18 protein-coding genes are annotated in these 19,180 nt (G+C 64.8%); 8 read left to right on the top strand and 10 right to left on the bottom strand.

Annotated elements, in window-relative coordinates:
- Positions 1 to 107: 107 nt before the first annotated feature.
- Genes AB0323_RS01445 through AB0323_RS01430 form a run of 4 tightly spaced genes read right to left on the bottom strand, consistent with a single transcriptional unit; the run spans position 108 to position 5,230 of the window.
- Complete coding sequence (locus tag AB0323_RS01445; protein ID WP_366175799.1) at positions 108 to 2,255, bottom strand: glycosyltransferase; 2,148 nt, start codon at positions 2,253 to 2,255, stop codon at positions 108 to 110.
- On the bottom strand, positions 2,252 to 3,340 hold the full coding sequence (locus AB0323_RS01440; RefSeq protein WP_366175798.1) for a hypothetical protein: 1,089 nt from the start codon (positions 3,338 to 3,340) through the stop codon (positions 2,252 to 2,254). The genes AB0323_RS01445 and AB0323_RS01440 overlap by 4 nt, the downstream gene beginning before the upstream one ends.
- Positions 3,333 to 4,364 (bottom strand): glycosyltransferase family 2 protein, encoded by a 1,032-nt coding sequence (locus tag AB0323_RS01435; protein ID WP_366175797.1) that lies wholly within the window; start codon positions 4,362 to 4,364, stop codon positions 3,333 to 3,335. Before AB0323_RS01435 ends, AB0323_RS01440 begins: the two co-directional genes overlap by 8 nt.
- Positions 4,364 to 5,230: a glycosyltransferase family 2 protein gene (locus tag AB0323_RS01430; RefSeq protein WP_366175796.1), complete on the bottom strand. Its 867-nt coding sequence runs from the start codon at positions 5,228 to 5,230 to the stop codon at positions 4,364 to 4,366. The genes AB0323_RS01435 and AB0323_RS01430 overlap by 1 nt, the downstream gene beginning before the upstream one ends.
- A 408-nt stretch (positions 5,231 to 5,638) precedes the next feature.
- Between AB0323_RS01430 and AB0323_RS01425 the strand changes: the two genes are divergently transcribed.
- Positions 5,639 to 6,421, top strand: a complete 783-nt coding sequence (locus AB0323_RS01425) for a BTAD domain-containing putative transcriptional regulator (protein WP_366175795.1) — start codon at positions 5,639 to 5,641, stop codon at positions 6,419 to 6,421.
- Positions 6,422 to 6,489: 68 nt separating this feature from the next.
- Here the strand turns inward: AB0323_RS01425 and AB0323_RS01420 are convergent, their stop codons facing one another.
- Positions 6,490 to 7,143 (bottom strand): phosphoribosyltransferase family protein, encoded by a 654-nt coding sequence (locus tag AB0323_RS01420; protein WP_366175872.1) that lies wholly within the window; start codon positions 7,141 to 7,143, stop codon positions 6,490 to 6,492.
- Positions 7,144 to 7,225: 82 nt separating this feature from the next.
- Between AB0323_RS01420 and AB0323_RS01415 the strand changes: the two genes are divergently transcribed.
- On the top strand, positions 7,226 to 7,639 hold the full coding sequence (locus AB0323_RS01415; protein WP_366175794.1) for a MarR family transcriptional regulator: 414 nt from the start codon (positions 7,226 to 7,228) through the stop codon (positions 7,637 to 7,639).
- Positions 7,640 to 7,675: 36 nt separating this feature from the next.
- Here the strand turns inward: AB0323_RS01415 and AB0323_RS01410 are convergent, their stop codons facing one another.
- The 5 genes from AB0323_RS01410 to AB0323_RS01390 all read right to left on the bottom strand — a co-directional run bounded on the left by AB0323_RS01410 (position 7,676) and on the right by AB0323_RS01390 (position 12,516).
- Entirely contained in the window at positions 7,676 to 8,506 is an 831-nt protein-coding gene (locus tag AB0323_RS01410) for an alpha/beta fold hydrolase (protein WP_366175793.1), read from the bottom strand.
- Positions 8,507 to 8,510: 4 nt separating this feature from the next.
- Positions 8,511 to 8,840 carry a biotin/lipoyl-containing protein gene (locus AB0323_RS01405; RefSeq protein ID WP_364533697.1) on the bottom strand — a complete coding sequence of 110 codons (330 nt, stop codon included), beginning with the start codon at positions 8,838 to 8,840 and terminating at the stop codon, positions 8,511 to 8,513.
- The gene (locus AB0323_RS01400) at positions 8,833 to 9,864 is read right to left on the bottom strand and encodes an alpha-ketoacid dehydrogenase subunit beta (protein ID WP_366175792.1); all 1,032 of its coding nucleotides are present in this window, start codon (positions 9,862 to 9,864) and stop codon (positions 8,833 to 8,835) included. Before AB0323_RS01400 ends, AB0323_RS01405 begins: the two co-directional genes overlap by 8 nt.
- Positions 9,857 to 10,894: a thiamine pyrophosphate-dependent enzyme gene (locus AB0323_RS01395; RefSeq protein WP_366175871.1), complete on the bottom strand. Its 1,038-nt coding sequence runs from the start codon at positions 10,892 to 10,894 to the stop codon at positions 9,857 to 9,859. The genes AB0323_RS01400 and AB0323_RS01395 overlap by 8 nt, the downstream gene beginning before the upstream one ends.
- Positions 10,895 to 11,133: 239 nt before the next feature.
- Positions 11,134 to 12,516: an amino acid permease gene (locus tag AB0323_RS01390; RefSeq protein WP_366175791.1), complete on the bottom strand. Its 1,383-nt coding sequence runs from the start codon at positions 12,514 to 12,516 to the stop codon at positions 11,134 to 11,136.
- A gap of 176 nt (positions 12,517 to 12,692) precedes the next feature.
- Between AB0323_RS01390 and AB0323_RS01385 the strand changes: the two genes are divergently transcribed.
- From AB0323_RS01385 to AB0323_RS01360, 6 genes are all read left to right on the top strand, one after another.
- Complete coding sequence (locus AB0323_RS01385; protein ID WP_241707452.1) at positions 12,693 to 13,172, top strand: Lrp/AsnC family transcriptional regulator; 480 nt, start codon at positions 12,693 to 12,695, stop codon at positions 13,170 to 13,172.
- 92 nt (positions 13,173 to 13,264) lie between these two features.
- Positions 13,265 to 13,984: an NUDIX domain-containing protein gene (locus AB0323_RS01380; RefSeq protein ID WP_366175790.1), complete on the top strand. Its 720-nt coding sequence runs from the start codon at positions 13,265 to 13,267 to the stop codon at positions 13,982 to 13,984.
- Positions 13,981 to 15,288: a quinolinate synthase NadA gene (gene nadA, locus AB0323_RS01375; RefSeq protein ID WP_366175789.1), complete on the top strand. Its 1,308-nt coding sequence runs from the start codon at positions 13,981 to 13,983 to the stop codon at positions 15,286 to 15,288. The genes AB0323_RS01380 and nadA overlap by 4 nt, the downstream gene beginning before the upstream one ends.
- Before the next feature lie 37 nt (positions 15,289 to 15,325).
- Positions 15,326 to 17,059 carry an L-aspartate oxidase gene (nadB, locus tag AB0323_RS01370; RefSeq protein WP_366175788.1) on the top strand — a complete coding sequence of 578 codons (1,734 nt, stop codon included), beginning with the start codon at positions 15,326 to 15,328 and terminating at the stop codon, positions 17,057 to 17,059.
- Positions 17,052 to 17,948, top strand: a complete 897-nt coding sequence (gene nadC, locus AB0323_RS01365; protein WP_366175787.1) for a carboxylating nicotinate-nucleotide diphosphorylase — start codon at positions 17,052 to 17,054, stop codon at positions 17,946 to 17,948. Before nadB ends, nadC begins: the two co-directional genes overlap by 8 nt.
- A 4-nt stretch (positions 17,949 to 17,952) precedes the next feature.
- A complete protein-coding gene (locus AB0323_RS01360) occupies positions 17,953 to 19,110 on the top strand; it encodes a cysteine desulfurase family protein (protein WP_366175786.1) in 1,158 nt (385 codons plus the stop codon).
- Positions 19,111 to 19,180 lie beyond the last annotated feature (70 nt).

Genomic DNA, 19,180 nt, shown 5'->3' with positions numbered 1-19,180 from the left:
CCGGGCGGGCCGGGGGCGTTTCCTGCCTGTCGTGCCGAAAGGGACCACACCGACGTCGGATCGGTGCAAGCGGGGGGTGGAGACACTCCAAGCGGTTTGTACGGCCATCACGGAGCAGGCACACCATGTGCACGTGACCCGGACGTGCTCTCGAGTTTGTGTTTGGCCGGGGCAAGGCGGCGCTCTTGCGAGAAGCGATGCAGCCTCGCGGCGGCGACCACTGCCGTGGCCAGCTGGGAGGCCAGCCAGAGCACGGAAACCCCGACGAGGCCGTAGCGTTGGGCGACCGCGGGAGCCGGCACCAAAGAGAGGACGCACGCCGCAATCGCGAGCACGGTCGACTCGGCCAAACGTCCGGTGGAACGGGCCACACCGTAATATACCTGGGTGACGCAGGTGAGCATCAGGGCCGGGACGAGGACAGGAAGCAGCACCCACGCCGACGCGTAGCCGGATCCCAATAAAGGCAGAAGCAGGGAGCCGGCCGCCAGCAGCAGCACACCGGCGAAGGCGGTCAGGAGGAGACTCATTTTCAGGGCCCGCCGGATCAAGCCCGCACGCGAGGAGAAGCGGGTATCGGACGTGTCCGCTGCGATAGCGGTTTGAAGCGAGTAGCCAGCTGACTGCGGCACAAAGAAGATCGCCGAAGCAAGCATCCAGACGAGGTACCAGGCCGCGGCGGCCGACGTGTTCAATGCGGCTGCGACGACGAGTGGAAGGATGTATCCGGGTGCGCGGTCGGCTAGCATCAGCGCATGCTGGCGCAGACCCGGGCCCCAGACTTTCGCCGCCTCACGCCAACTCAGCTGTGTCCAGTCCGGAGTTGCTTCGGTACGTCTGAGCTGGTGCAGACCAAGGAGTACGCTCGCCAAGGCACCCGTGGCCACGGAGACGACGATCGCAGCTGGAGCTCGGTAACCCGCAAACAGGCACGCCGCCAAGGTGACGAGCTGGAACACGGCTTGCATCAAGCCGCGCGTCAATGCACGATCTGCCCGGGCCTGCGCGACCGCAATGTGGTCGAGCTGGTACGCGACAGAGGCGAGGAGCGCTGCAGCGAAAAAGCCTACGCTCATGGCAGGATCCTTCCAGGCGGTGCCGATGCCGGATCCCAGGACATAGGTCACGACGACCAACGCCGTACCCGTGAGAAGTGACGAAAAGCCCACGGCCGCGACGCTTGCCGGTATCAGGTTCCGGCCTTGGTCTGTCTGGGCAGGCAACATGGTCAGGGTTGCCGGGCCGACCCCGAGCATTCCTAGCTGCACCGTCAGCATCGTCGCGGAGACCACTGCAGAGGCCAACCCGAGACGATCGGGAGGAATCATGAGTGCGGCAAGTGCCCAGAACAGGAGGCCGGCGGCCATTGGCGTGATGCGGGCTGCGGCCAGCCACATGGCGTTCCCGCCGAGGGAGAGTCCCTGCTTGGGAAGGCGCAACAAGGTGCTGCCGAAAGCCCGGTAGTTGTATAGGAGGAAGCCAGCCCAGTAGGGCAGGTACCGGGGGGCCGTGACCAGGGAGAAAAGGACGCCTCGCACCGTTGCGAGCAAGGGCAGCAGCACAAGCCACCCGGCCCGGCCGGAGTGCTTGTACATTGTGCGCGCCAAGCCTGCCCCGTCCTGCAACCATTGGTCGCGGGCGTACCCGAAAGTGTCAGCGAACCGGTGCCTCACGAAAGTCGTGGGGGAGACGCCGAGGCGGTATCCGCTGTCCTCGAGTCGGATCCTGAGCTCGATGTCCTCGCCCGACCGGAAGCTTTCATCGAACCCGGCTTCGAGCAGCACGCTGCGGCGCATGAGCGTGGCACTGACACCAAACCATGAGCGGACCCTGCTGTGGTTATGGTGCCAGGCAAGGGCGGCTCCCCAGTAGCCGGAGCCGTCGGGCTCGCTCACAAGTCCGAACTGCAAGCCATCGAAGCTGCCTGCGTTGAACTCGTCAATCAGCTTAGCCAGGACGCCTGCGGGTAAGACGACGTCAGCATCGATGAGCGCGACAAGATCGGCGTGCGCGGCCCTGGCACCGAGCATCCGCGCCGCCGGCAGTCCCCGGCCCTCGTCGGAGATGATGCGTGCCCCGTAGGAACGCGCGATTTCCACGGTGGGGTCTTGCGAACATCCGTCGATGACGATCACCTCGCGGGGGTTCTGGTCAAAGACAGACTTCAAGCATTCGCCGAGCCAGTTGGCGGCGTTGCGGGCCGGGATCACGACCGACACGTCCAGGACGCTGCCGGAGTCCGCCTTCCTGCTCACGGCCGGCCGTCCACCATGGAGGTGACGGTGCCTGCTACATAATCAGAGGTCCGGTCGGCGGACCAGGTCACGGGAAGGCGCATCACGAAGCACGGAACATCACGCAACGCTCGGGTGATGACGGAGGTTTTTGCGGAGAAATGCTCGCCCAATGGCACAAGGCCCGTGGCCCCCAAGGCCTCGATGAGTCGCCGCGACACCAAAGGCAATTCCGAATGAAAGTTGCCGACAATGCGCGCTGCCATCCAGGCTTCTGTCCGGCGCTCCAACCGTGCCTCCGCTCCCTCGAAGCGTTCTAGGAAGACTGCGATCCGGGCGGGCGCTTGGGGAACGATTTTCCCTGGGCCGAATACGTCTGCCGGGTGGACCATTCTGTGTTCGGGTGACCACCGCCGCGTGAACGCCGCCGTCCGTGGATACCGGACGATGACAGGGTGTACAGCGGTGGCCACGTTGCTGATGGCCGAAGTCAGCCAGCCCGGCGCGAGCGGCTTGCGGATTCCTTGGAACAGGTCCGGATAGATGGGCCGGTGGTGGGGCTTGATGAACATCGGTTTTGCGTAGGACAGGAGGGTCCCCTCCGCAGTGATGAACCCCCAGTCATCGGCCATGAAACCGACGCCGGGCATGGCCAGGAGTTTCGCCACGGTACTTGTTTTCCCGACGCCACCCCATGCGGGCATCAGGATGCCGGCTCCCTGATAGTTCACCATCGCCGCGTGAACCATCGCTGTATCCTGCCTGATGCACAAATGGTCCAGCAGCGGCACGACCGCCGTCAGCAATTCGCCCGGCCCTTCGACCATGAAGCCGTTTTCCGTGCGGGTCACCTGAACCCGGTCCGCAGGGAGGAACAATGAACCGTCTGTATACCGGTAGGCGTCTTCGGCATGGGATCGCGAGGGAACGGGAGAGACGCCGCCGCTGATGGTCAACTGCAGCTGTGAATCCGAAGGGCCGAGGAACGGGGCAAGCATGTCTCGTAGCTGCGCCGCACCTGGAGTCCCCTGGTCGACCCGGATTCCGACGCGTCCGTGGACGTCAAAGGCAACTGCCGCTGACGTAGCGATCTGCTGGTTAATCACTGGGCTTGCCTCCACTGTTGTCGCGAATGAGCCGGTACAAAACGGATCCGGGTGCGCGCACCTGGGGCGATGGCGACTGCCACAGGCTCTGGAGATAGGCAATTGCGGTGACAGCCAGGACTGCTACGATCACTCCCGCCCTGGCCAGGCCTCCGAGGTCGCCGTCTCGTGCGCAGGCGCGTAGCCCGGCCAGAACCGCGCGCGGCAGGACTCGGCGGACATATCGGCGTTCCGGTCCAAGGACTTTGCTCCGCCCGAGAAGCCGGGTCACCTGAGCCTTTGAAACACCTTCTGACCAGGCTCTGGACAACATGTAGCGCAGGGTACCGCGCGTCGCAGGCACATGGTGGCGAACAACGGCTGCCGGTTCGTAAACCACTCGGGTTCCGGGGGAGCCCATTGATGCCCTTAGACACAATTCCGTCTCCTCGCATCCAAGCGGACGATCACCTTGCCGGCCAAGGGAAGAATTGAACCCGCCGACCCGTTCAAAGACATCGCAGCGGAAGGACATGTTCGCTCCGATCACGTTGCGCACCTGCGCCGCGACTCTGGGCAATCCTTTATAGGTGCATCCAACAATCCAATCAAGCTCTTCGGGAAAGTGGGCCGGCCGACCTGATTCCCACACTGGTTCAACCCGGCCCCCGACCGCCAACACGTCCGGATCGTCATAGAGCAGCACGAGCCGGGCCAGCCAGTCCGGGTCGGCTTCGGCGTCGTCGTCAAGGAAGGCCACAATGTCACTGGTTGCCGTCTTCACTCCGGTGTTGCGAGCCCCGGAAAGCCCTTGGGGGCCCGCATTCTCCACTACATCGACACCTTGCAGCGCACCCGTCAGCCGCCGGTACAGACCCAAACGCCGGTACAGGTCCTCGTTGTGGTCGACGACGACAACAAGCTGATCCGGCCGGAGCGTTTGAGACTGAACCGATGCGATCCCGCGGAGCAGCAAGTCCCACCGGGCTTCAGTGAAGCAACAGATCACGACGCTAACACTGGGCCAGGCGCCGCCGCCGGGCATTAGCCGTCCGCCAGCATCGCCAGGACCGTCTTAGGGTCAGTTGGAACATGGGGAAACCGCATGTCCGGATACCGGTATTTCACGCGCCGAAGGGCCTCAGGCCGTACCCCCGCCGTCGGCGCGTCCCATCCGACGCACTCACGGGTCAATGTGCGCAAGACGCGCCACCCGTCGCGGAAGGTCTGCAGATGCGAGTTGCCCGAAATACGGGACAGCTCGTGGCTTGGCACCTCAGCAATGCGAAGCCCCGCCCGTGCCGCCCGCGACACCAGTTCGGTCTCGATTTCGAAACCATCGGACTTTAGTTCCAGGACCTCCAGGCACTCCCTCCGGAAAGCGATGTACCCGTAGCAAAGATCCGAGAAGTTGCAGTGCAGAGCCTTGTTCGCCAATCCTGTGAGCGCACGGTTGCCCAGATTACGCAAACGAGTCAAGTCATCGGAACCGCCGCCGGTGACATAACGCGAGCCCTTGACGAAATCGTGGTCGTGCTGCAGGGGTGAAACGAACCAGCCGATCTCCCTTGGGTCCATGCTGCCGTCCGCGTCGAGCATGACGATGATGTCGCCGGTGGCCGCGGCGAACCCTGCCCGCATGGCGGCGCCCTTGCCGGCATGCAGTTCGTTCACCACGACGACGTCGAAGCGAAGCGCGCGCGCTACATCCACGGTGCGGTCTTCCGACCGGCCGTCCACGATTATCACTTCGTCAACGTACGTCGGCATCCGCCTGAGCACCCACGGCAAATTCAATGCTTCGTTCAAAGTGGGAATGACCACGCTGATCGACGCAGCCGGGAGCGAATTCCCCGATGTCGACTCCGCCGGGGTCCGGCCGGCAGCAGGCTCCAACTGTCCAATGGACACCGCCCTCACCCCTGTCCGTTTGTCGGTACAAATGCGGAACACCAGTTGGGAAACATACGGCGCCTTCTTTTGGAGGGTCGCCGGAGAAGGGGGTCTGGATGGTTCATGACCGCACCTCGATTTCGCTCGCCGTTACACGCGCCAGGTCAGGTGCATGTTGGCATGAGCATGGGACCGAACCCGTTACAGCACCGTTACAAGCAGGCGTGTCCCTTGGTGTGGAAGATTCGGGTCGGAGGGCTTCCAAGGCGAGCGGGAACAAAATCGATTACGAGTAAGTAGGACATCCGTTAGCGATCCTTGATTCAGGTAGTGGCCACTCGTGACCGGGCCAGTCAACGATGGCTACTCTCAGGCGACGTAACGTTTTGCGCACCAGAAATCCGACGTTCGATTGGGGTATGAGACGTGGTTTCATCACCAGATCCGCAGTGGTCCTTGACCCTGCTCAACGGTTGGACACTGAGCAGGGATGGCCGGCGGCAGAAAGTAGCGCATCGGCAGCAACGCCTTATCACCGCCCTGGCCCTGCTCGGCGAGCGGCCGCGCACGTTCCTCGCCGGACTTCTCTGGCCCGACTCCTCCGATGCCCAGGCGGCGGTCGGACTCAGGGTCAGCATCTGGCACATCAATCACGAGCTCCCCGGCTTGCTTGATGCCGACGGAACCACCGATGATTCCGTGGCTCTTAGCGGCCAAGTACGCGTTGATATCACCGATCTTGAATACGAGCTCCACGCCCCGGCTTCCGAGCTGAGCGATTGGTACCCAAGGTGGGAACGGCTGCGAACGGCGGAGCTTCTTCCGGGGTGGTACGAGGACTGGATCCTGGCCGAGCAGGAACGCTTCCGGATGGTGCGGACAGCAGCCCTCGACTCCATCGCGGAATACCACCTCAGTCGTGGAAATGCCGAGGAAACCAAGGCCGTCACCACCGTGGCAATCTCCTTGGAACCGTTCCGGGAGTCCTCTTACCGGCTGCTGATCCAGGCACACCTCGCCTCTGGCGACCTCGTCTCCGCCCTTCGCACGTACAAGAGCTACTCTGCCGATCTGAGGCAGGAATTCGGCGTGGGCCCGTCACCGTCCCTCGCCAGGCTCATCCATCGGGCCGTCGGGGCGAGCGGCCGTCAAAACGCCGTCGGAAATTTCCCCCTGGCCCAGGGCCTGCCCTCGATCACCCGCGGCTGATTCTTGTCCGTTGACCAGACTGCGTCGTAATCAGGGTCAGCGACCTTGTGAAGAAAGCAGCTCGCGAACTACCCCGCCTGCTCCAAAAGCCGCACCGCGTCGTCGTCGGTCAATTGTTCGAAGTGCTCGTAGAACGCGCCCACGGCGTGGAACTTGCCCGGCGTGTGCAGGCACATCATGAAATCGCACACCCGGCTGATGGACGCCTGGGCTTCGAGGGAGGACACGGGAACGGCGGTCACTACAGTTGCCGCCCCGCCCGCGCGGACGGCCTCGACGGCGGCACGCATCGTGGCACCCGTGGCGAGTCCGTCGTCGACAAGGACCACGGTCTTGCCCGAGAGGTTGAAGTTGATACCCGGGTAGGTCTTCACGCGCCGCAGGAGTTCTCCCCGCTCGCGAACCTCCACCGCATCAAGCGAAGCCTGGGTGATTCCGTGCCGCAGCATGCGTTCTGCGAGGGGCCGGTTGAGTATGCGGACGATCCTGCCGTTGGACCAGGCCAGGGCGCCGAACGCTGTTTCTTCACGCCCCGGGATGCCGAGCTTACGCACCAGAATGGCGCCGTAAGGCTGGAAGAGCTCGACGGCGGCAGCGGCCGCCACGGGAACCCCACCGCGGGCGAGGCCCAACAAGATGGTGTCCGGCCGTTTCCGGAGCTGCGGGAGCCCCGCTGCCACGCGGCGTCCGGCGTCCGCGCGGTCCTTGAAACGCATGCCCATTCGTCCCACTTCCACGTAATCCAGCGCTGAATCAAGCCTACCGTTGTTGCCGGGATCGCCCTGCGCTGCCACGATGGGCCATGTGAACAAGCCCATCGGTTACTGGACCAAACGCCTTGATGCCGCATTGGAGGCGCATCTGGACAGCACCTTGGCGAGGTCGAAACTCAGCCGGAGGCAGTGGCAGACCCTCAATGTCCTGGCCGAGACACCCCTCAGCCCCGAGGATCTTGACGGAATTCTCAACCCTTTTTGGGGCGGTGACACGCGACGGCGCGAAAGCGAACTCGCCGCGCTGGTAGGCCGCGGCATGATCGTCATGGTGGACGATCGCATCAGCCTCAGCGAACTGGGCCACGCAAAACACGCGGAAGCCCAAAGGCTCGTTGAAGAATCCCGGCGGGACCTCTCGATGGGGATAGGTATCGACGAATACGCCATGGCCGTGAGCGTGCTGGAGCGCATGACGCTCAATGCGGAGCGGCTGGCCGGCTAACGCCGCCGCTCCACTACCACGCCGCTCCACTACCACTTAGACGCCGAGGAACGCCACCGCTGCATCCTTGAAAACCCGGCTGGTCACGGCGTTGCTGTGGTTCCGCCCCGGCACGAGCAGTTGTTCAACCAAGCCTCCGCCGCGGGAAGCGATCGAAGCGAGCTCCGGCATGGTGACGGCGCGTTCGTCCTTTTCGCCGGCCACCAGGAGCATCGGCATGTGGGGCACGGCTTCGGCAGGATCGAATGGTTCGCCCTTGATGGCCTCGATAAGGGACAAGAGCGCAAAAAGATCGTTGCTCGGCAAGAGTTGTGCCATCTTGAGCAGGCCTGCGGTGGACTCGTCTTCAATGGGTGTGCCGTCCGCGAGGTAGCGCTGGGCTGCCGCGAGATCGAAGGACGCCAGGGGGTCTTCCTTGTTGGGGCCGCCCAACACCAGCCGGTGGACGAGTTCGGGCTGGGTTGCCCCGAATTCCCAGGCGAGCCGGGAGCCCAAAGAATAGCCGATGACGTCGAGCCCGCTGGCAGGGTCACCTGCACGCAAAGGGCGCGCACCGGCGTCGGCGACTATCTGGAGCAGGTCCGCGCGGATCCGGCTCGGGGAGTAGGAGTCCAGGTCCTCGGGCGAACTGCTCCGGCCGTGCCCTGGAAGGTCCACCGTGATCACACGCCGGCCGGCAGACTTGAGCGTGGAAATCCAGCCGGTGTCGCCCCAATTGAGTTTGGTGGACGAGGAGAAACCGTGCAGCAGCAGGATAGGGCGCAGCCCCGCGTCGGTGCCTTCGGCAGGCTCATGGACTTCCACGAACAGATGCGGATCTGTTCCCTCCACCGTGTGGATGTGCTCTTCCGTGTGCCTGCCGGTCATGGTGTCAGTCCTCATCAAGTACAGCGCTCAGGCGGACCCTGCGCTTCGGTGCGTCATCCGTGGGAACGGTGCCCACGATGCCGGCAGTATTGTCCGGCACCTCGAACACCACCAGCGGCTCACCGACGTTGATGGTCTCGCCCGGCGCGCCGTGGATACGGATCACTTTACCCGCCTGCGGGCTCGGCAACTCGAGGGCGGATTTACTGGTTTCCAGCTCCACGAGCGGCTGGTTCCGTTCCACCTGGTCGCCGGGGGAGACCAGCCAGTCCAGGACGGTCGCTTCGATAAGGCCTTCGCCAAGATCGGGCAGGGGGAAGCTGATTTCAGCCACGTCGATACTCCAGTACTCGTTGGATCCCCAGGAGGATGCGGTCAATGTTAGGAATGTATTCGTCCTCCAGGTCGCCGGAGGGATACGGTACGTCGAAGCCGGTGACCCGTTCGACGGGCGCCTTGAGCGTGTCGAAGCAGCTTTGCGTGATGAGTTGGGCCACTTCGGCCCCCAGCCCTGAGGTCAGCGGAGCTTCATGCACGACGACGGCGCGCCGCGTCTTTCCGACGGAAGTCGCCAGTGCTTCGGCGTCGATCGGCTTGAGCCAGCGCAGATCAAGGACCTCGACGTCGATTCCGTCCTCCGCAGCCAGTTCGGCGACCTGCAGGCACCGGGCCACCATGGCACCCCAGGCTACGAGCGTCACGTGGCGGCCTGGCCGGACAATGCGGGCGCCGGTGAGGGTACCGCCGTCGGACGCATCGACGTCGCCCTTTTGCCAGTAGCGGGACTTCGGTTCCATGAAGATCACGGGGTCTGGCCGCGAGGCCGCGTACTTGAGCAGGTGGTAGGCATCGTGCGGGTCCGACGGCGAAACAACCTTGAGGCCCGGAACGTGCGCGAAGAGCGCCTCGAGGCTTTCGCCGTGGTGTTCGGGGGCGCGGATGCCGCCGAAGCTGGGGACCCGGAGCGTGATCGGCATCGGCAGGGTGCCGCGGCTGCGGTAGTTCATCCTGGCGATCTGGCACACGATCTGGTTGATCGCGGGATACGCGAAGCCATCGAACTGTACTTCCGGAATCGGGTGGAAGCCGGCCATGGCAAGACCCACGGACATGCCCAGGATGCCCGATTCTGCGAGCGGGGTGTCAAAGACCCGGGATTCTCCGTGCTTGGCCTGCAGTCCGTCGGTGATGCGGAAGACACCGCCCAATTGGCCGCAGTCCTCGCCGAAGACCACGGTCTTTGGATCCGTGGAGAGGATTTCGTTCAACGCGCGGTTGAGGGCTTGCTGCATGGAAAGGCTTACGGATTGTTCGTTCCGTGCCCCGGTTTCAAGAAGGGCGGCGGTGCTCTCAGACATGTTCGGACTCCTCGCGCCAACGGGTGGCCTGGTTTTCAAGGGCGGGGGTGGTTTCCTGGAAGACGAAATCGAACATTTCGTTGCCGGGCCGGGGACCGAGGGCTTCGATTCCGGTGCGGATGGCTTCTTCCTCGGCCCGGGCCGCCTGGTTGGCGGCGGTGAAGAATGCCTCGTCGGCTGCGCCCTCCGCCAGCAAACGCTTGCGGAGGCGTTCCAGCGGGTCCGCGCCGGCATCGATGCGCTCGTCGTCGAGGCTCCGGTACCGGCCGGGATCGTCGGCGGTGGAATGCGGCCCGCGGCGGTAGGTCATGGCCTCGACTACAACCGGACCGTTTCCTGCGCGGCAGTGGGCGAAGGCGTTGCGGGTGGCCTCATAGACGGCGACAACATCGTTGCCGTCTACCTGAATGCCCGGGATACCGTAGCCGGCGGCCCGTGCTGCTACCGAGCCGCCAGCCACCTGCCGTTCGGTGGGCACGGAAATCGCCCAGCCGTTGTTCTGGATGAAGAAGACAACAGGGGCTTTCATCACGGCGGCAAAGTTCATGGCTTCGTGGACATCGCCTTGGGAGGAAGCGCCGTCGCCGAAGTAGCTGAGGGCCACTCCGTGCCCGCCGCTCAGGGTCTGGCCGTGGGCCCAGCCGACGGCATGAAGGACAGAGCCTGCCACGACGGCCTGGATGGGCGCGAGGCGGCTTGCCAGGGGATCGTACATGCCGCCGTGCCACGTTGCTTTGTGGGTGGACATGTACGCCACCATGTCCACGCCCAGGGTCCTTGCGACGCCCATTTCGCGGTATGTCGGAAAAGCGAAGTCGCGTGCAGTGTCGAGGGCGTAGGCGCTGCCGACCTGGGCGGCCTCCTGGCCGAGTTCCGGAGCGTAGCCGGGGATGATCCCCTGACGCTGCCAAGCGACAGCCGAGGTATCCAGGTATCGGACGGCAGCCATCAGGGAATAGAGCTCCCTGAGCTGTCCGGGGGACAGGGGCGCGGCGTCGGCTGCGGCCACGACGGGAAGAAGTGAGTCCATGGACGTGACCGTAGTCACTGTTCGGATCGTAGGCAATCCGCCTATTCGAGGCTAGTCAAACTGCCATGGACTGCCAGCTTCCCCGGGGGAACACGTAGCAATTTGTGCACCTCCCAAGTAACTCGCAGTTGTTGTCGTTATGACAGCTCAGAACGACAACAACTGCTGGGGCCCACGCCGCCAGGGTTCCCTGGCCGAGCTTGCGAGGCGAGGGTGGCGGTGGGGACGGTTGGGTTTGCTTAGGCGTTTCGGGCGGACTTCATCTTCGCGCCGATCCTGCAGGCCACGGCGATGCATGCGATCAACAGGAATGTGCCGATCAGCTGGCCCGCGCTCTCGGCATTCGAGAAGCCCACAGCGAAGATCAGGGCAAGCAGTGCCAGTCCGAAGACCGTGAGGAAAGGGAAGCCCTTCATCCGAAGCGGCAGTTCGGTTCCTTCGCGGTCGGCGCGGCGCCGCAGGATGAACTGGGACACGAGTGCTGTGCCCCACACCACGAGGCAGGTGGAGCCTACGAGGTTGAGCAAGGCTGGAAGCACGTGCTCGGGGAAGAGCAGTTCCAGGATGGTGGCGATGAAGCCGAAAGCAACGGAAACCCCGACGGCGGCCACGGGCACCTGTGCGCCGCGCAGACGCGACAGGAAAGCCGGCGCTTCGCCGCGTTCAGACAGGGAGAAGACCATGCGCGAGGCACCATAGAGGTTGGCGTTGAGCGCTGAAAGCAGGGCCACGACGGCAACGAGGGTGATGGCCGCGCCGGCTCCCGGGATGCCGGCAAGGTTCAGGACACCGGCGAACGGTGATTTCAAGCCCTCGGAATCGGAGGGCAGCACTGCTGCAATGACGAAGACCGAACCGATGTAGAAGACCAGGATGCGCCACACCACCGTGCGGATGGCCTTGCCCACGCTGTGTGCGGGGTCCTGCGTCTCCGCGGCAGCCACGCTCACGATTTCGGTGCCGCCGAAGGCGAAAATCACGACGAAGAGCGCCGCCGCAATTCCGGACCAGCCGGACGGTGCGAAGTTGCCGGTCAGGTTTCCGAGGCCGGGGGAAGCTACGCCGGGCAGCCAGCCGAACAGCAATGCCGCGCCGATGACGAGGAAGGCAACAATGGCTGCGACCTTCAGGATGGCGAACCAGAATTCGAACTCACCGAAGTTCCGGACCCCGGCGAGGTTGATCGCGGTAAAGGCCACCATGAACACCAACGCCAGCGCCCAGACAGGAATGACCGGCCAGACGGAGAACAGCAGCCCTGCTGCGCCGAGCGCCTCTGCGGCGATGACTACCACCAGCTGCAGCCACCACAGCCAGCCGACCGTGGATCCGGCCGTCTTGCCCATGGCCGTTTCCGCGTAGACCGAGAAGGCGCCGCTGTTGGGGTTGGCGGCTGCCATCTCGCCCAGTGCCCACATCACCACGATGATCAGGGTCCCCGCCACAAGGTAGGAGATGAGTACTGCCGGGCCGGCCGCGTGGATTCCGGCACCCGAGCCGAGGAAGAGTCCCGCGCCGATGGCGCTGCCCAGGCCCATCATGGTGAGCTGGCGCGGCTTCATCGAGTGGCCCAGGCCTTGCGAAGGAATGGAGGGTCGAACAGCGGTGGACTTCGTTGTCATTCGTGTTTGCCTTCTTGTGGATGTTTTGTCAGCTGGTCCTCGTAGGACTTACCGAATTTACCGCTTCCGAAGGAAAGTGGCGAAAAACACTCGTGAGAGGATGGTTACAAGCTGGTGCAACATCTTCGCATGGAGTGCCGATTTGTACAGCTCATGGGCGGAAGCGGGAAAAACTGATGGTTGTCGACGAGCTGGATGCCAAGATTGTCCGATTTTTCACCGACTCCCCGCGGGCGTCTGTCCTTGAGGCATCCAGGGTCTTGAAGGTCGCCCGCGCCACGGTCCAGTCCCGGTTGGACCGGATGGCCGAACGCGGGGTGGTGGCGCCCTGGGTTCCGCAGCCGGATCCTGCCGGCTTCGGCTATCCCGTGGTCGCCTTCTGCTCGCTGACCATCAACCAGGACCGGGGGCACGACGCCGTCGTCGAAGCTCTGGCCGCTATTCCCGAGCTCATTGAGGTGCACACCGTTTCCGGCAGTTCGGACCTCATGGTGCGGGTGGTGGGTAAGTCGAACTCGGACCTGCAGCGCGTCCTGGACAAGCTCATCGCCACGAAGACCGTGCTCCGTTCGTCCTCGGTGATTGTGCTGAATACCCATTTCCAAGGCCGCACTTTGCCCCTCCTGGAAGCTGCGGCCAAGGAGAACGCGGGCTGAAACATTTGGACACTGTGCACCGGCAGTCGTACCATTAGTTCTAGTCATTTTGACTATAACTAGTTTTCTCGTCCCTACAGCAAAGAAGCGGGGTGAATACCGTCTACGCCACCTCCGCCAATGTCGCAGAGCGCAGGCTCGCGCCGCCGTCGTTGGCCATATCGACGGTGATCTTCGCCCTCCGCCCGAGTGAAAGCTCCGGCCGACCCACGCTGTGGCTGCCGCTGGTGCGCCGCATCCGCGAACCGTTCAAAGACATGTGGGCACTGCCCGGCGGCCCGCTTCGGCACGACGAATCCCTCCAGGATGCCGCGTCCCGGAACCTGCGCGAGACCACCGGGCTGGCTCCCCAATACCTCGAGCAGCTCTACGCCTTCGGCGGCCTGCACCGCTCGCCCGCGCAAAGGGTCGTCTCAATCGTCTACTGGGCCCTCGTGCAGCCCACGGAAGCCGCGCTGGCCGACGAATCCGAGAACGTCCGTTGGTTCCGGGCAGACCGGCTCGCGGAATTGGCCTTCGACCACAACGCGATCGTGGACTACGCCCTGTGGCGGCTGCGCAACAAGATGGCCTACGGGTCCATCGCCTATCACTTCCTGGGTGAATTCTTCACCCTGGCACAGGTCCGAGAAGTCTACGAGGCTGTCCTGGACCGTCAGCTGGATCCGGCAAACTTCCGCCGGCAAATCAAGGGAACACCGGAAATCGAGGAAACCGGTGAATATCTCCAAGGCGGAAAACACCGCCCGCCCCGCCTCTACCGCTTCACCGGAACGCCCGGACTCGGGCCAGACAACAGGAGTACACCATGAGCAGCGTCAACACAGCTATCCAGCTGATCACGCGGGAAGAAGCCGAAAGCGGCCGTTCCGCGGCCGGCTCGACGTGCAGCCCCGCTCTGGCCAAGGGCCCGTGGGAGTACGACCTCGCTGAAGCCCTCGCCGGCATCCCGGCTTACGGTCCCGGCGCGTCCAGCTCCGACGACGCCCCGGCGGCCACGCCACGCCAAAGCCAGTTGCCCGAAGAGTACAAGTTGGCCAGCGACGCCGAGCTCGACGCCCGGATCCGCGCCGCCAAGGAGACGCTGGGGGACCGGGCCGTCATCCTGGGCCACTTCTACCAGCGCGACGAAGTTGTCCAGTACGCGGATTTCGTGGGCGACTCCTTCCAGCTTGCCAACGCTGCCCTGACCAGGCCCGACGCCGAGGCCATCATCTTCTGCGGCGTGCACTTCATGGCCGAGACGGCGGACATCCTGTCCAGCGGGGACCAGGCCGTGATCCTGCCGAACCTGGCCGCCGGCTGCTCCATGGCGGACATGGCGGACGAGGACTCGGTGGAGGAATGCTGGGAACAGCTCGAGGAGCTCTTCGGGACCGCCCCCGATTCCGAAGGCCGTGCCCCGGTCATCCCGGTTACCTACATGAACTCCTCGGCCGCATTGAAGGCCTTCTGCGGACGCAACGGCGGCATTGTCTGCACGTCCTCCAATGCCAAGACGGTCCTCGAATGGGCCTTCGAACGCGGCCAGCGGGTCCTCTTCTTCCCTGACCAGCACCTGGGCCGCAACACCGCCAAGGCCCTCGGCGTGCCCCTGGAGCAGATGCCCATGTGGAACCCCCGCAAGGAGCTCGGCGGAAACGACGAGCAGACCCTGCAGGATTCCCGCGTCATCCTCTGGCACGGCTTCTGCTCCGTCCACAAGCGCTTCAACGTAGGCCAGATCGAGAAGGCACGCGCCGAATTCCCGGGCGTGAACGTCATTGTGCACCCCGAGTGCCCCATGGAGGTTGTCGACGCGGCCGACGGCGCAGGCTCCACCGACTTCATCAAGAAGGCCATCGCCGCCGCAACCGAGCCCACCACCTTCGCGATCGGTACCGAGATCAACATGGTGAACCGCCTGGCCGCGGAGAACCCGCAGCACACCATCTTCTGCCTTGACCCGGTGATCTGCCCTTGCTCCACGATGTACCGCATCCACCCCGGCTACCTCGCCTGGGTACTCGAGGAACTGGTGGAAGGCAGCGTGGTCAACCGCATCACGGTAGACGACTCCGTCAAGGACAACGCCAAGATCGCCCTCGAACGCATGCTCGCAGCACGGCCGCTCTAGGCCACACCCCGTACCAACCAGTCGAAACGAGCCTCACATGACTGCAGAACGCATTCCCGGCGCTCCGGCGCGGCGGCGGCTCGTCGTCGTCGGAAGCGGCATCGCCGGCCTCTACTCCGCGCTGTTGGCCGCCGAGGCCGGTGCGGACGTCGTCCTGCTCAGCAAGGGGGCGCTTGCGGACAGCAACACCTTCTTTGCCCAGGGCGGGATTTCGGCTGTGCTGGACGAGCCCGCCCCCGGCGATACCGTCGCCGCGCACATCGCGGACACCCTCAAAGCCGGCGCGGGCCACTGCAACGAGGAGGCCGTGCGGGTGCTGTGCACCGAAGCGCGCCTCGACATCATGGGGCTCGAGCGTTTCGGTGTCCGTTTCGACGCGGACGACGACGGCGATCCCGCCCTGGGACTCGAAGCCGCCCACTCCGCGCCAAGGATCCTGCACACCGGCGGAGACGCCACCGGTGCCGGGGTCGCGAACGCGCTCATCCTGGCGGTCCTAGACGCGCAGGACGCCGGGAAAATCCAGGTGCTCGGACATGCCCGGGCTACTTCCCTGATCCAGTCCGAAGGGCGCGTGACAGGCGTCGAATTTTTGCGCAACGGCCGCCTTGGGAGCGTATCCGGTGATGCCGTACTGCTCGCCACCGGCGGGGCGGGGCAGCTGTTCGCCCAGACGACCAATCCCTCGGTCGCAACGGCCGACGGACTCGCGCTCGCATGGCGGGCAGGCGCTGAACTCGCAGACCTCGAGTTCTTCCAGTTCCACCCCACGAGCATGGTCCTCTCCGCTGCCGGAGGACCAGCTCCCCTCGGCGCAGATCCGCTCCTCATCTCCGAAGCGGTCCGCGGCGAAGGCGCCATCCTGGTGGATGCGAACGGCGAGCGATTCATGCCCGGCTACCACCCCGACGCCGAACTGGCACCGCGCGACGTCGTCTCCCGCAGCATCGCCCTCCACCTGGCTTCACTCGGTGATCCCAATGGCCACGTCTTCCTTGACGCCCGGGTCGCGGAAGCGAACAAGGGGGAGGGCTTCCTTGAGAAGCGCTTCCCCACGCTCAGCGCACGGACCCGCGAGGCCGGCCTCGACTGGACCCTCGAGCCCGTTCCGGTTGCCCCCGCCGCCCACTACTGGATGGGAGGAGTAGTCACCGATCTGTTCGGCCGTACTTCCGTTCCTGGGTTGCTTGCGGCCGGCGAAGTTGCCTGCACCGGGGTCCAGGGCGCGAACCGTTTGGCTAGCAACTCCTTGCTCGAAGGGCTCGTGTTCGGGCGGCGGGCTGTCGAGGGGTTCCTTGCAGACCCCGACGCCGGGTCGCCTTTGGCGTCGCCTGACGGCATCCCTCTGCGTGCTAACTCGGCCGCGGGCGGCCTCGCTTTTACGCACGCTGCCGGGACACCGTCAGACGAAGGTCGCCTCACCGTGTGGCAGCCCGAGCTGGTCCCCGAGCCCTTCTCACGGACCGCACTTCGGCGGCTTATGACTGCCAAGGCGGGGGTTCTCCGGACCGGGGGGTTGCTCCGGGAGGCTGCCGAGGCACTCGACGCTTGGGCCGACGTCGTACGCCCTGAAGCGGTTCCTGATTCCGTGGATCCGCGCGTGCACGAGGATGCCAATTTGCTCCTCGCTGCGCAGCTGTTGGTGCGGGCTGCGGGGGCGCGCCGGGGGTCGCTCGGGGCGCATTACCGCAGTGACGCGGCTGAAACCCCACGCGAAGAAATTGTTCAGAGATACACGATCCGCCGGAAAGCGAGCCTCGTCAATGACTAGTCTGACCCTCCCCGCAGCACCTGTCCGGGACATTCTGGAGCGGGCCTTCGCGGAGGACGCGCCGAGCGGCGACATCACCTCGCAGCTGCTCATTCCCGCCGAGGCCCGTGCAACCGCCGTACTCAATGCCCGGGTTCCAGGGGTCTTCAGCGGCGGGACGGTGTTCCGTGACGCCATGCTGCTCATCGACCCGGACACCGAAGTGGAGCTGTTGCTGGCCGATGGTGAAGCGTTCGACGCCGGAACCCACCTCGCGCGGGTCAGCGGCCGCGCGCGCTCGGTGCTGCTCGCCGAACGCGTCGGGCTCAACCTTGCCCAGCGCATGAGCGCCATAGCCACCAAGACCGCGGAGTTCGTCAAGCTGGTCGATGGCACCAAGGCCCGCATTACTGACACGCGGAAAACCACCCCCGGGCTGCGGGTGCTCGAACGCTACGCCGTGCGCTGCGGCGGGGGAGCCAACCACCGTTACAGCCTCTCCGACGCCGTTCTGGCCAAGGACAACCACCTGGCCGTAATGACCGGCGGCGATTCCGCGAAACTCACTGCACTGCTCAAGACCGCCAAGGCCCAGCTGGGCCACACCACACACTTCGAGGTGGAAGTGGACCGGGCCGAGCAGATCGAACCCGTGCTGGCGGCCGGGGTGGACACGATCATGCTGGACAACTTTTCCCTTGAGGAGCTCCGTGCCGGCGTGAGGCAGGTGGCTGGCCGCGCCGTCGTCGAGGCGAGCGGCAACGTCAACGTCAACACCGTGGCGGACATCGCCGCCGCGGGAGTGGACGTGATTTCCATCGGCGGACTCACTCACAGTGTCAATGCGCTGGATCTGGGCCTGGACGTGACGCTCGACGTGACGCCGGACCCCTCCTTGGGTCTCGGCTGACGCCATGATCTTCCTCGACGCAGCGGCGACGACGCCCGTCCGCAGGGAAGTCCTCGAAGCGATGTGGCCGTATCTGACGGGGGAGTTCGGCAATCCTTCAAGTCATCACAGCCTCGGCGAAGCGGCTGCGAACGCGTTGTCCGGGGCCCGCACGGCGGTAGCGAAGTCCCTGGGTTGCCGGCCCGGGGAGATCACCTTCACTTCCGGAGGCACCGAGGCAGACAACCTGGCAGTGAAAGGCATCGCCCTCGCGAGGCGGGCGGCGGATCCTGCCCTGAACCGGGTTGTCATCAGTGCCATAGAGCATCCCGCCGTCGAGGAATCCGCGCTTTACCTGCAACGCGTCCATGGGTTCGAGGTGGACGTGGTCCCCGTGGACCGGCACGGTGTGGTGACGCCGGAGGCGCTCCGGGCTGTGCTGGGTCCGGAGACAGCCCTCGTCAGCATCATGTATGCGAACAACGAGATCGGGACCGTGCAGCCCGTGCGCCAACTCGCGGAGGTGGCTGCTGAACATGGCGTGCCGTTCCATACGGACGCCGTCCAGGCTGCCGGCTGGCTACCGATAGGCGTCAAGGAACTCGGAGTAGACGCCATGAGTATCTCGGGCCACAAGCTCGGGGCGCCCAAGGGCAGCGGCGTGCTCTATGCCAAAGGCAGGTTGCGCGTTGAGCCGCTGGTCCATGGCGGCGGCCAGGAGCGGGGCAGGCGCTCCGGGACGGAAAACGTGGCGGGGGCTGTTGCGCTGGCCACGGCACTGACTCTTGCCCACGCCGGACAGTCCGGACTGGCCGGGCGCGTCTCGAAGTTGCGGGACGCCTTCATCCGCGCGGTCCTTGAGGCCGTGCCGGGTGCAGTGCTGACCGGCCACCCCTCGCAGCGCTTGCCGTCGGTTGCGTCCTTCTGCTTCCCCGGCACGAGCGGGGAGTCGGTCTTGCTTGAGTTGGAGCGGCTCGGGGTGGTGTGCTCGAGCGGATCGGCCTGCGCCGCTGGATCCGACGCTCCCTCGCCGGTCCTGCTGGCCTTGGGAATCGAGCCCGAGGTGGCCCACACAGCTGTCCGTTTCAGCTTCGACTCCACGGTGACGTCAGCGGAACTGGAGCAAGCCGCGGAAGCGGTGGCTGCCGCCGTCGGGAGCGTTCAGGGGCTCGGTCGCCGCTGACCGTCCCCACCCCAACTAGCTCGCATTTAACGTCGTTTAGAAGGCTCAAAACGGCATCTACTGTGAGCTA

It is taken from the genome of Arthrobacter sp. NPDC080031, from assembly GCF_040702485.1.
GTDB lineage: Bacteria > Actinomycetota > Actinomycetes > Actinomycetales > Micrococcaceae > Arthrobacter.
The sequence above is the reverse complement of the archived record's forward strand: the minus strand, read 5'-3'. Positions and strand labels throughout refer to the sequence as shown.